Genomic DNA, 12,640 nt, shown 5'->3' on the forward strand with positions numbered 1-12,640 from the left:
GCGAACCATGGAACGGGGGGCGCCGTGGCGGCCGCACGAAGCGGGCTGGGCACTGGAACACCTGCGGCGGGGGCCGCAGGGGGGAGAGCGTAGCAAGCGACTTCGTAGGGCTCTGTGACAGGGCGCGCGGAACGCGGAACGGGCGCCCGAAGGCGCCCGTTCTGTGTGTAGCCGTTGCGGGGGTCAGCGCCCTTTCCTGCGGAAAAGGATCCGACCCCGGGCACGATCAGTAGCGGTAGTGGTCCGGCTTGAACGGGCCTTCCACCGGCACGCCGATGTAGTCGGCCTGTTCCTGGGTCAGGGTGGTCAGCTTCACGCCGATCTTTTCCAGGTGCAGGCGGGCCACTTCTTCGTCCAGGTGCTTGGGCAGCAGGTAGACCTTCTTCTCGTAGCTGTCCTTGTTGGCCCACAGGTCGATCTGGGCCAGGGTCTGGTTGGCGAACGAGTTGGACATGACGAAGCTCGGGTGGCCGGTGGCGCAGCCCAGGTTCACCAGGCGGCCTTCGGCCAGCAGGAAGATCGCATTGCCGTTGGGGAAGATGTACTTGTCCACCTGCGGCTTGATGTTCACGTGCTGCACGCCCGGGAACGCCACCAGCGCATCGACCTGGATTTCGTTGTCGAAGTGGCCGATGTTGCAGACGATGGCCTGGTCCTTCATCGCGCTCAGGTGCTCGATGCGGATGATGTCCTTGTTGCCGGTGGTGGTGACGTACAGGTCGGCACGGCCCAGGGTCGATTCGATGGTGTTGACTTCGTAGCCTTCCATCGCCGCCTGCAGGGCGCAGATCGGGTCGATCTCGGTGACGATCACGCGCGCGCCGTAGGCACGCAGCGAGGCGGCGCAGCCCTTGCCCACGTCGCCGTAGCCGCAGACCACGGCCACCTTGCCGGCCAGCATCACGTCCATCGCGCGCTTCAGGCCGTCGGCCAGCGATTCACGGCAGCCGTACAGGTTGTCGAACTTGCTCTTGGTGACCGAGTCGTTGACGTTGATCGCCGGGATCAGCAGGGTGCCGGCCTGGGCCAGCTGGTACAGGCGGTGCACGCCGGTGGTGGTCTCTTCGGAGACGCCCTTCCAGTCCTTCACCACGCGGCCCCAGTAACCCGGGCGCTCGCTGGCAACGCGCTTGAGCAGGTTCTTGATGACCTGTTCTTCGTGCGAGGACGAAGCGGTGTTGACCCAGTCGCTGCCGTTTTCCAGCTCGTAGCCCTTGTGGATCAGCAGGGTCACGTCACCGCCGTCGTCCACCACCAGCTCCGGGCCGGTCAGGGTGCCGTCGGCCAGGGTGAAGGTCAGCGCGTCCAGGGTGCAGTCCCAGTACTCTTCCAGGGTTTCCCCCTTCCAGGCGAACACCGGGGTGCCGGTGGCGGCGATGGCCGCGGCGGCGTGGTCCTGGGTGGAGAAGATGTTGCACGAGGCCCAGCGCACGTCGGCGCCGATGTCCTTCAGGGTTTCGATCAGCACCGCGGTCTGGATGGTCATGTGCAGCGAACCGGTCACGCGCACGCCCTTCAGCGGCAGGCTGGTAGCGTGCTTGCGGCGGATCGACATCAGGCCCGGCATTTCATGCTCGGCGATGTCCAGTTCCTTGCGGCCCCAGTCGGCCAGGGTGATGTCGCGGATCTTGTAGTCGCCTTCGGTGGAGAAGGACTTGGCAACAGCGTTCATGCAGTAGCTCCGGTTGTGGACGAGCAGATGCTCGTATCTAGCCGGGCGCCGTTGTTACAAAGCCACCTTACCGAGCCTGGCCGGGCCTCATGGGTTCCGGTCGCAGCGCCCCTCGGCAGGGGAGAACGCCCAGTATATCGCGGCCCCCAACCATCGGCAGATGGGGGCCGTGGCGCTGCCTGTTAAGGTCGGGGTCTTCACGCACCGAAACAGGAAGAATGATGAGCAAGCACGCGCGCCGCCAGCGGCGCTGGACCGGTCTGGTCCTGTCGATGGCCCTGCTGGCCGTAGCGCCGCTGGCCTGGTCGGCCGGTACCGCCCCGGCCGCCGCCGCCCAGGCCGCCGCCGGCTACGAACTGCCGTCGGCCGCGCTCCAGGCGGTGGTGGACGCGCCGCGTGCGCCCACGCTGTCCCTGTCGCCGCGCCGCGACGTGGCCGCGTTGATGCAGATGCCGTCGCTGCCGTCGATCCAGGTGGTGGCGCAGCCGGAACTGAAGCTGGCCGGCGTGCGCATCAACCCGCGCACCTTCTCCGACAGCCGTTTCAGCTTCGGCCAGAAGCTGTGGCTGATGAACGTGGCCGATGGCAAGGAGCGGCAGATCAGTGGCCTGCCGGCGCAGTTGTCGATTGCCGGCCTGTCCTGGTCGCCCGACCAGAAGTGGCTGGCCTTCAACCAGGTGGACGCGGCCAGCGGTGCCAACGAACTGTGGCTGGTGGACGTGGCCGCTGGCAGCGCCCGCCGCCTGCAGGCCGGTCTGAACACGGTGTTTGGCGAGGGCTACCAGTGGCTGCCGGACAGCCGTGGGCTGATCGTCATGACCCGCGTGGCAGGCGCAGGTGATCCGCCGCCGGCCGATGGCGTGCCCACCGGTCCGGCCGTGCAGCAGACCGGCAAGAGCAGCGGCGTGGTCTCCATCCGCACCTACCAGGACCTGCTGAAGAACGAGGCCGACGCGCGCCTGTTCGACTACTACGCCAAGGCCCAGCCGATGCAGGTCGGCCTGGACGGGCAAGCCCGTGCGCTGGGTGCGGCGGGCATCTATCTGGACTTCAGCGTATCGCCCGACGGCAACTACGTGCTCAGCCAGCGCGTGCAGCGTCCGTATTCCTACGTGGTGCCGGTGGGCAGCTTCCCGCGCCGCATTGAAGTGCTGGACCGCAACGGCCAGTTGGCCCATACCGTGGCCGTGCGGCCGCTGGTGGAAGGGTTGCCGACCGGCAACGATGCCGAAGTGACCGGCGTGCGTGACATCAGCTGGCGCGCCGATGCACCGGCCACCCTGGTCTGGGCCGAGGCGCAGGATGGCGGCGATCCGAGCCGCGACGCCAAGGTGCGCGATGCGGTGTTCATGCAGGCCGCGCCGTTCGAGAAGCCGCCGGTGACCCTGGCCCAGCTGGGCAGCCGTTTCGCCGGCATCACCTGGGGCCGCGGCGATCTGGCCCTGCTCAATGAGTCGTGGTGGAAGACCCGCAACAGCAAGACCTGGCGCATTGCCCCGGACGACGCCGCGCAGGCGCCGCAGCTGCTGTGGGACCGCGATGCGCAGGACCGCTACAACGACCCGGGCCGCGCCGGTGTGGTGCGCGATGTGAATGGTCGCGCGCGCCTGCAGACCACCGCCGATGGCCGCAGCATCTTCCTGTACGGGCAGGGCGCTTCGCCGGAAGGCGACCGTCCGTTCGTGGACCGCTTCGACATCGAAAGCCGCAAGGCCACCCGTTTGTTCCATTCGCAGGCACCGGCCTATTCGCTGCCGGTCGCGCTGCTGGACCAGGAAGGCACCTCGTTGCTGCTGACCCGCGAGAGCCCGGACGAGCCGGCCAACTACCAGGTGCAGTCGCTGGCCGATGCCAGTGCCGCGCCGCGCGCGCTGACCCACTTCGCTCATCCGTTGCCGCAGTTGAAGGGCGTGCAGAAGGAGCAGATCCGCTACAAGCGTGCCGACGGCGTGGACCTGACCGCCACGCTGCTGCTGCCGCCGGGCTACGATCCCAAGCGCGATGGCCCGCGCCCGCTGCTGATGTGGGCCTACCCGGGTGAGTTCAAGAGTGCCGCCGCCGCCAGCCAGGTGACCGATTCGCCGTACCGCTTCAACGCGGTCAGCTACTGGGGGCCGCAGGCATTCCTGGCCAAGGGCTACGTGGTGCTGGCCAGCCCAACCATGCCGATCATCGGCGAGGGCGACAAGGAACCCAACGACACCTACATCGAACAGCTGGTGGCCAATGCGCAGGCCGCGGTGGACGAAGTGGTGCGCCGTGGCGTGACCGATCGTGACCACATCGCCATCGGCGGCCATTCCTACGGTGCGTTCATGACCGCCAACCTGCTGGCGCACACGCGCCTGTTCAAGGCCGGCATCGCCCGCAGCGGCGCCTACAACCGCACGCTCACCCCGTTTGGTTTCCAGGCCGAGGAACGCAACTACTGGCAGGCGCAGGACGTCTACCAGAAGATGTCGCCATTCAACTACGCCGGTGACATCAAGGATCCGATCCTGTTCATCCACGGCGTGGACGACAACAACTCCGGCACGTTCCCGATCCAGAGCGAGCGCATGTTCGCGGCAGTGAAGGGCCTGGGCGGTACCGCGCGGCTGGTGATGCTGCCCAACGAGTCGCATGCCTACCGCGCACGCGAATCGATCATGACCATGCTGGCCGAAAGTGAGCGCTGGCTGGAACAGACCCTGGGCCCAGTGCCGCAGGGCAAGGCGAAGAAGAAGCGCTGAGGCGTGTGTGGCGGCGGCCCCTGCAACGGGGGCCGCCGCAGCCGATGTAGCGTCGAGCCATGCTCGACGGCTTTCATCGCGATACGTGCAGATGAAACCATTTTCGCGCCGCAGCAACGGCGGCGAACTGGGGTAGGCTTGGCGACGGATCATGCCCAGAGGTTCGTGCGTCGCCGATGAACGAGTACCGCAGCAGCATCGAATTCGCTTCCCCCGATCTTCCGCTTCGCGATGACGTGCGCCGACTGGGCGCACTGGTCGGCGACCTGCTGGTCGAACAGGTTTCCGCCGCGTTCCTCGACGACGTCGAGGACGTGCGTACCCGCGCGATCGCGCGCCGCGAGAACCACGCACCGCTGTCCGAGCTGTCCGATGGCCTGGCCGGTCGCACGCCGCAGCAGGCGGAAACCATGGTGCGTGCGTTCAGCACGTACTTCCAGGTGGTCAACATCGCCGAGCGCGTGCACCGCATCCGCCGCCGCCGCGATTACCAGCGTGCCGGCACCGCCGCACCGCAGCCCGATGGCCTGCAGGACGCACTGCAGCACCTGCAGGCGCAGGGCGTGGGCCTGGAGGAACTTGCGCAGTGGTTGCCGCGCATCGATATCGAGCCGGTCTTCACGGCCCATCCCACCGAAGCGGTGCGCCGCGCGCTGCTGGAAAAAGAACAGTTGATGGTGGCCAGCCTGGTGGACAACCTGGATGGCCAGCGCACGCCCGGTGAAGCGGCGGCCGATGCCGCACGCTTCCGCATGGCGCTGACCGCGTCGTGGCAGACCACCGACTCATCGCCGGTACGGCCCACGGTGGATGACGAACGCGAACACGTGGGTTTCTACCTGGTGCAGGTGCTGTACCGGGTGATTCCGGTGCTGTACGAATCGCTGCAGCAGGCGCTGCGCGATACCTACGGCGAGGAGCTGCCGCTGCCGCGGCTGCTGCGCTTCGGCACGTGGGTCGGCGGCGACATGGACGGCAACCCGAACGTGGATGCCGGCACCATCCGCAACACGTTGGATGCACAGCGGCAGGCCGTGCTCGGGCGCTACCAGAAGGAGCTGCTGCAGCTGGCCAGCCTGCTCAGCCAGTCCACCGAACGGGTGGGCGTGAGCGATGCGCTGCAGGCGCGCGTGGCGCACTACCAGCAGCTTCTGCCAAAGGTGCAGTCGCGCCCGCGCCACGCCGACATGCCATACCGCCTGCTCAACGACCGCATGCGCGCGCGCCTGCAGGCCACGCTGGATGATGGCCAAGGCGCCTACGCTGGCCCCGATGAACTGATCGAGGATCTGCAGCTGATCCTGGACAGCCTGAGCGCCAACCGCGGTGAGCACGCCGGTGGCTTTGCCGTGCAGCGACTGCTGTGGCGGGTGAAGACCTTCGGTTTCCATCTGGCGCGCCTGGATGTGCGCCAGGAATCGAGCGTGCATGCGCGCGCGCTGGCCTCGGTGCTGGGCGGCGAGGATGCATGGCAGGCGCTGGATGCGCTGGGCCGGGCGCGGCTGCTGGGCCCGCATGCCAGCGGCGAAAAGCCGCTGCCCAAGGCCGATGACGAGGGCAACCAGCGCCTGGATGCGGTGTTCGCGGCGTTGGCCGATGCACGTGCACGCCATGGCGGCGATGCACTGGGCAGCTACATCATTTCCATGGCGCACGATCGCGGCGACGTGCTGGCCGTGCTGGCGCTGGCGCGGCGCGGTGGCCTGGTCGATGCCGATGGCGGCGTGCCGCTCGACATCGCGCCGCTGTTTGAAACCGTGGACGACCTCAAGCGTGGTACCGCCACCCTGCGAGATCTGCTGGAGGATCCGGTGTACCGCGCGCATCTGCGTGCACGCGATGACGTGCAGATGGTGATGCTTGGGTACTCGGACAGCAGCAAGGACGGCGGCATCGCCGCGTCGCGCTGGGGCCTGCAGCGTGCGCAGGTGGAACTGCTGGATGTCGCGGCCGAGGCTGGCATCCGCCTGACCTTCTTCCATGGCCGTGGTGGTTCGATCAGCCGCGGCGGTGGCAAGACCACCCACGCGGTGGATGCATCGCCGCGCGGCAGCATCGATGGGCGCCTGCGGGTAACCGAGCAGGGCGAGGTGATCCACCGCAAGTACGGCATCCGAGCGCTGGCGCTGCGGTCGCTGGAACAGGCCACCGGCGCCGTGCTGCGCGCCAGCCTGCGGCCGCGTGCGGCCGAACCGCGCGAAGACGACTGGCGGCCGGTGATGGACCAGGTGGCTGCAGCGAGCAGTGAGGTCTATCGGGCGTTCGTGGGCCAACCGCAGTTCATGGACTACTTCCGCACCGCCACGCCGATCGATGTGATCGAGCGGATGACCCTGGGCTCGCGGCCGTCGCGTCGGCTGGGCCAGGACGCGGCGCTGGGCAATCTGCGGGCGATTCCGTGGGTGTTCGCCTGGAGCCAGGCGCGTGCGGTCATTCCCGGCTGGTACGGCGTGGGCAGCGGCCTGCAGGCGGCAGTCGATGCGGGCCATGAAGCGACGCTGCGCACGATGGCGCGTGACTGGCCCTTTTTCCGCACGTTCCTGGACGACATCGCCATGGTGTTGTCCAAGGGCGATATCACCATTGCCGAGCAGTTCTCGCTGCTGTCCGGCGACCTGCACGCGCGCTTCTTCCCGCAGGTGCAGCGCGAACTTGAACTGACCCGGCACTGGTTGCTGGCGCTGCTGGACCAGCAGACCCTGCTGGACCACGACGCGCGCCTGGCGCTGTCGATCCGCCTGCGCAATCCCTACGTGGACCCGATCAGCGTGCTGCAGGTCGATCTGCTGCGGCGCTGGCGGGCCAGCGGGCGCGAAGACGACGATCTGCTGCGTGCGCTGGTGGCCTGCGTGAACGGCGTTTCGCAGGGCGTGCAGAACACCGGTTGAAGTTGCGGTAGTGCCGGCCGCTGGCCGGCTACACCGCGAAGTCGGTTCCGTTATCCTCTCGCCCCATGGAGCATTCCTGGCGTATCACCAAATACTGGCAGCGGATGCCCGAGGGGTACCTCTGCTCACCGCCCGAAGAGTGGACGGACTTCGGCGATGTCGGCAGCCTGGTAAGCCTTGAGGATTACCTCGTTGTCGAGCAAGCCTATCTGGATGCGATCAGGCGTTTCTGCGTCGGCATCGGCGTCGAGTCACTGCGTATCCAGTCGCTTGAACGGCGTGACTCACGCAATTACCACGAGGGCCAGCTGCTGGATCTGGATGGGATCGAGCGGGTGGCGCGTGACGTGCTGCGCAATGTCATCTGGTGCAAGCTGGTGGGCGACAGCGCCGAAGTTCACTTCGGTTACGACTACTACATGTACGTGTTGTCCTCGGTGGACGCGTCGGCCGCACTCGCGCAGGCCGATCCACTGTTGAACATCGAGCCTTTCCTGTCGCCCTATCTGCCCGAACAGGAAGGGTAGCGCCGGGCCGTGCCCGGCGAGCGCGGTCAACCCTCCGGCGACGGCGGGTTCGAGGCCAGCAGTTCCAGATGCCGCTGTTCCATTTCCTGGCGCAGCTGGCGGCGGATCAGGGCTGCGGCATGGCGGCGGCGCTCGTCGCTGGTTTCCAGCTGCAGCGGCGGCACGGCGGTCGGCTTGCCGGCCTCGTCCACCGCCACCATCGTGAAGAAGCAGCTGTTGGCATGGCGCACGCTGCGCTTGAGGATGTCCTCGGCCACCACCTTCACCCCGATCTCCATCGATGAGGTGCCGGTGTAGTTCACCGAGGCCAGGAAGGTGACCAGTTCACCCACCGCAATGGGCTGGCGGAACATCACCTGGTCCACCGACAGGGTGACCACGTAGCTGCCGGCGTAGCGGCTGGCGCAGGCATAGGCCACCTGGTCGAGCAGGCGCAGGACGGCGCCGCCGTGGACCTTGCCGGAGAAATTGGCCATGTCCGGCGACATCAGCACGGTCATGGACAGCTGGTGGGTTTTCAGTTCGGTCGACATGCGCCGATTGTATCGGGCACGGGCCGCGTAGAGTCGAGCTTGCTCGACTGAGGTTGCCAGGAGCAGTCGAGCAAGCTCGACTCTACGCAAAGCAGAAGGGCCGCTTTCGCGGCCCTTCTGCAAGGTCAGCCGACTAACAGTCGGCTCTACCCGTCGGTCTTACTTCAGCTTGGCGTCGGCGCGCAGGGCGGCGGCGCGGTCGGTCTTCTCCCAGGAGAAGGCCGTGGCGTTGACGGTCTCGCCTTCGCCGTTGAGGTAGCTGAATTCCTTCGGCTTGCGGCCGAAGTGACCGTAGGCGGCGGTCTGCTGGTACATCGGGTGGATCAGGTCCAGCATCTTGATGATGCCGTACGGGCGCAGGTCGAAGTGCTTGCGGATCAGCTTCTCGATCTTGTCGTCGCTGATCTTGCCGGTGCCGAAGGTGGTGACCGAGATCGAGGTCGGCTCAGCCACGCCGATGGCGTAGGAGACCTGCACTTCGCAACGGTCGGCCAGGCCGGCGGCAACCACGTTCTTGGCAACGTAGCGGGCGGCGTAAGCGGCCGAACGGTCGACCTTGGACGGGTCCTTGCCGGAGAAGGCGCCACCACCGTGACGGGCCCAACCGCCGTAGGTGTCGACGATGATCTTGCGGCCGGTCAGGCCGCAATCGCCCACCGGGCCGCCGATCTCGAACTTGCCGGTCGGGTTGATGTGGAACTTGGTGCCCTTGTGCAGCCACTTGGCCGGCAGCACCGGCTTGATGATATCTTCGCGGACGGCCTCGATCAGGTCCTTCTGCTTGATGCCCGGGGCATGCTGGGTCGACAGCACCACCGCGTCGATGGCCGAGACTTCGCCGTTTTCATAGCGCAGGGTGACCTGGCTCTTGGCGTCCGGGCGCAGCCAGGACAGCGGCGAGTTGCGCTTCTTGCGGATCTTGGCCTGCTGTTCCACCAGGCGGTGCGACAGGTGGATCGCCGCCGGCATGAAGCTGTCGGTTTCGTTGGTGGCGTAGCCGAACATCAGGCCCTGGTCGCCAGCGCCCATTTCTTCGGGCTTCTTGCGGTCCACGCCCTGGGCGATGTGCGGCGACTGCTTGCCGATCAGGTTCAGCACGCCGCAGGTGGCGCCGTCGAAGCCGACGTCGGAGCTGTCATAGCCGATGTCCGTGATGACCTTGCGGGTCAGCGCTTCCAGGTCGATCCAGGCGCTGGTGGTGATTTCACCGGCGACAATGGCAACACCGGTCTTGACCATGGTCTCGCAGGCCACGCGGGCGCGCTGGTCCTGGGTCAGGATCGCGTCCAGCACCGCATCGGAGATCTGGTCGGCAACCTTGTCCGGATGGCCTTCGGAGACCGACTCGGAGGTGAAGAGATAGCTGGACATCAGGCGGTATATCCCTTGATTCGGATGGAAAGATGGGCGCGCATGATACACGGGGTGCGCCGCCTGTGCATTGTGAACCCGGACAGGTTGCCGGTGGTTAAGGCGGTGTGCCCGTCTTCACAGGCCCTGTAGGGCGCAAGTGCCTGATGTTGCAGGGGCAGTGTTCCACTGGCGTGACCATTGAGGGCCCGGCCGGGCCGCCCGGTGCGCGGGGGCGGCGCCGTCATCGTTCTGCCGCCAAACCGCCATCTGCCTGCCTTGGCGGGGGTGCAGGCTCTGCGCCAATCCGGCCGCCGGGCACCCGCGAGCACGCCATGCAGGAACTGCAGCAGCGCCTCCAGCAACGCTTTCCCGAGTGGTTCCATGGCCGCCGGGGGCATCTGGCCCGGCCCCTGCTGCGCGGTATCGGTCGCTGGTCGCGGCTGGACCGCATCGAGGCCTTCCTGCGGCGCAGCGAGGGCCTGCGCGGCTTCGACTTCGTCGCCGCCAGCCTCGATTTCCTCGGCAGCCCCTACCAGCTGGAAGCCGGTGCGCTGGAGCGGATTCCGGCCCAGGGGCGCCTGCTGATCGTGGCCAACCATCCGTCCGGCGCACTGGACGCGCTGGCCCTGCTGGATGCGGTGGGCCGGGTGCGGCGCGACGTGCGCATCGTGGCCAATGATCTGCTGGGCGCGCTGGCGCCGCTGCAGGAGCTGCTGCTGCCGGTGCGCATGCTGGGCGGCAAGGTGCAGCGCGCCAGCCTGCAGGCGGTGGAACAGGCGCTGGCCGCCGAACAGTGCGTGATCGTGTTCCCGGCCGGTGAAGTGTCGCGGCTGTCGGTGCACGGCATCCGCGATGGGCGCTGGCAGCGAGGATTCGTCCGCTTCGCCAGCGCGTCGTCGGCGCCGGTGCTGCCGGTGCGGGTGCAGGCGCGCAATTCACTGCTGTTCTACAGCGCCTCGGCGTTGTTCAAGCCGGCCGGCACGGCCCTGCTGGCGCGCGAGATGTTCGCCCGCCGCGGCCGCCCGCTGCGGCTGCAGATCGGCCAGCCGATGCAGCTCGCCCACGGTGATGCCAGCGCCCAGCTGCTGGCGGTGCGGCGCGCGCTTTACGCCCTGCGCTGCAGCGAATCGGCCGCGTTGGCGCAGGCGCCGCTGGCCGCACCGCTGCCGCCGGCCGAGGTGGCCAGGGCCGTTGCGGCCGCCGAGCGGCTGGGCCAGACCGGTGACGGCAAGCAGATCCTGCTGGCGCGCTGCGCGGCGGGCTGCCCGCTGCTGCTGGAACTGGGGCGCCTGCGCGAGCTGACTTTCCGCCGCGTGGGCCAGGGCACCGGTCGCGCGCGTGACCTGGATGCGTTCGACCTGGACTACCAGCACATCGTGATCTGGGACGCAGCGGCGCAACGCATTGCCGGCGCCTACCGCATCATGCGTGGCGCCCAGGCGCTGGCCCGCCGCGGCCTGGGCGGCCTCTACAGCGCCTCGTTGTTCCGCTATTCCGACGATGCCATTGCGCGCATCGCCGAAGGTCTGGAACTGGGCCGCAGCTTCGTGGTGCCCGACTACTGGGGCAGCCGCAGCCTGGACTACCTGTGGCAGGGCATCGGTGCCTATCTGCAGCGCCAACCGGGCGTGCGCTACCTGTTTGGTGCGGTGTCGATCAGTGCCGCGCTGCCGCGCGATGCGCGCGAACAACTGGTTGCCTACTACCAGCGCTACCACGGCGGTGCGCAGGGGCTGGTCGAATCGCAGCGTCCATTCCAGTACGTCGCTGCGCCGCCAAGCTTTGGCGAACTGGATGCCTCGGCCGCCTTCGAGGTGCTGAAGGCCAACCTGGCCGCATTGGGTACGGCCGTGCCGACGCTGTACCGGCAGTACACCGAGCTGTGCGAACCCGGCGGCGCGCGCTTCCTGGCTTTCGGTGTCGATCCGGATTTCAGCGATTCCATCGATGGCCTGATTGAATTGGACCTGCAGGCGATCCGGCCGCACAAGCGCAAACGCTACCTGCGCGATGCGGAGGCGGTGGCATGAGCACGGTAGCGCCGTTGCCGCCGCGCCATCGGGCTGTCTTTGTTTCCGATGTGCATCTGGGCTCGCCCCATTGCCATGCCGCCGAACTGGCGGGCTTCCTGGGCCGGCTGCGCTGCGAGCGGCTGTACCTGGTGGGGGACATCATCGATCTGTGGTGGATGGCCCACCGCGGCGCGCGCTGGCGGCAGTCACACAGCGATGTCGTGCAGGCCCTGCATGCGCTGCGCAGGGCAGGCACCGATATCATCTACATTCCCGGCAACCACGATGCCTCGCTGCGCCAGGTCTGCGGCATGATGCTGCCGGCCATGCAGGTGCGCCGGCGCGCCATCCATGTCACCGCCGACGGCCGTCGCCTGCTGGTGGTGCACGGTGACGACTACGACGGCGTGACCCACTTCGGCGGCCTGCAGGAGCGCTTCGGCGACTGGTTGTACTACCGCATCCTGACCGGCAACCGCCTGTTCAACGCGGTGCGCCGTCCGCTGGGGTTGCGTTACTGGTCACTGTCCGAATTCCTGAAACGGCGCAGCGGTGCCGCCGAACGCTACATCGCGCGATTCGTGCAGGCCGGCCTGGACGATGTGCGCCGGCGCGGGCTGGATGGGATCGTCTGCGGGCACATCCATCGCGCGGCATTGATTGAACGCGATGGGCTGGTCTATGCCAACGATGGTGACTGGGTGGAAAGCCTGAGTGCGCTGGCCGAGGGCCACGATGGCAGCCTGCGCCTGCTGGACCACACCGGCCGGACGCTGGTGGAGCTGCCAGGCGCACGCATCCGACAGGCCGCCTGACCGGCACCGCTCCGCCCCTGTGTAGAGTCGAGCCATGCTCGACTGCCCCTAAACAGTCGAGCATGGCTCGACTCTACAAACCGGTGGGCGGCGCGCTAGCATCGACCG

At 67.6% G+C, this 12,640-nt stretch carries 8 protein-coding genes and 1 riboswitch; of the genes, 5 read left to right on the forward strand and 3 right to left on the reverse strand.

The genetic code is table 11. The annotated features are described in order from the left end of the window. Positions 1-226 precede the first annotated feature (226 nt). A complete protein-coding gene (gene ahcY, locus RTY46_RS03175; RefSeq protein WP_312706635.1) occupies positions 227-1,672 on the reverse strand; it encodes an adenosylhomocysteinase in 1,446 nt (481 codons plus the stop codon). Between the two features lie 36 nt (positions 1,673-1,708). Then, positions 1,709-1,792: riboswitch (S-adenosyl-L-homocysteine riboswitch) on the reverse strand. A gap of 101 nt (positions 1,793-1,893) precedes the next feature. Between ahcY and RTY46_RS03180 the strand changes: the two genes are divergently transcribed. From RTY46_RS03180 to RTY46_RS03190, 3 genes are all read left to right on the forward strand, one after another. Continuing rightward, positions 1,894-4,404: a prolyl oligopeptidase family serine peptidase gene (locus tag RTY46_RS03180; protein WP_312706636.1), complete on the forward strand. Its 2,511-nt coding sequence runs from the start codon at positions 1,894-1,896 to the stop codon at positions 4,402-4,404. Between the two features lie 176 nt (positions 4,405-4,580). Beyond that, complete coding sequence (gene ppc / locus RTY46_RS03185) at positions 4,581-7,292, forward strand: phosphoenolpyruvate carboxylase (RefSeq protein ID WP_312706637.1); 2,712 nt, start codon at positions 4,581-4,583, stop codon at positions 7,290-7,292. A gap of 65 nt (positions 7,293-7,357) precedes the next feature. Beyond that, on the forward strand, positions 7,358-7,819 hold the full coding sequence (locus RTY46_RS03190; protein ID WP_312706638.1) for a hypothetical protein: 462 nt from the start codon (positions 7,358-7,360) through the stop codon (positions 7,817-7,819). Positions 7,820-7,845: 26 nt separating this feature from the next. Here RTY46_RS03190 and RTY46_RS03195 read toward each other — a convergent pair whose 3' ends face one another. Then, a complete protein-coding gene (locus RTY46_RS03195) occupies positions 7,846-8,352 on the reverse strand; it encodes an acyl-CoA thioesterase (protein ID WP_312706639.1) in 507 nt (168 codons plus the stop codon). A 159-nt stretch (positions 8,353-8,511) separates the two neighbouring features. Then, entirely contained in the window at positions 8,512-9,723 is a 1,212-nt protein-coding gene (gene metK / locus RTY46_RS03200; protein WP_312706640.1) for a methionine adenosyltransferase, read from the reverse strand. A 314-nt stretch (positions 9,724-10,037) separates the two neighbouring features. On the opposite strand from metK, the gene RTY46_RS03205 reads away from it, so the two are divergent. Both RTY46_RS03205 and RTY46_RS03210 read left to right on the forward strand, forming a co-directional pair. Next, positions 10,038-11,735 (forward strand): GNAT family N-acyltransferase, encoded by a 1,698-nt coding sequence (locus RTY46_RS03205; RefSeq protein ID WP_312706641.1) that lies wholly within the window; start codon positions 10,038-10,040, stop codon positions 11,733-11,735. Then, a complete protein-coding gene (locus tag RTY46_RS03210; RefSeq protein ID WP_312706642.1) occupies positions 11,732-12,532 on the forward strand; it encodes a UDP-2,3-diacylglucosamine diphosphatase in 801 nt (266 codons plus the stop codon). Before RTY46_RS03205 ends, RTY46_RS03210 begins: the two co-directional genes overlap by 4 nt. Positions 12,533-12,640: the final 108 nt, after the last annotated feature.

It is taken from the genome of Stenotrophomonas sp., from assembly GCF_032056425.1.
Lineage (GTDB): Bacteria > Pseudomonadota > Gammaproteobacteria > Xanthomonadales > Xanthomonadaceae > Stenotrophomonas.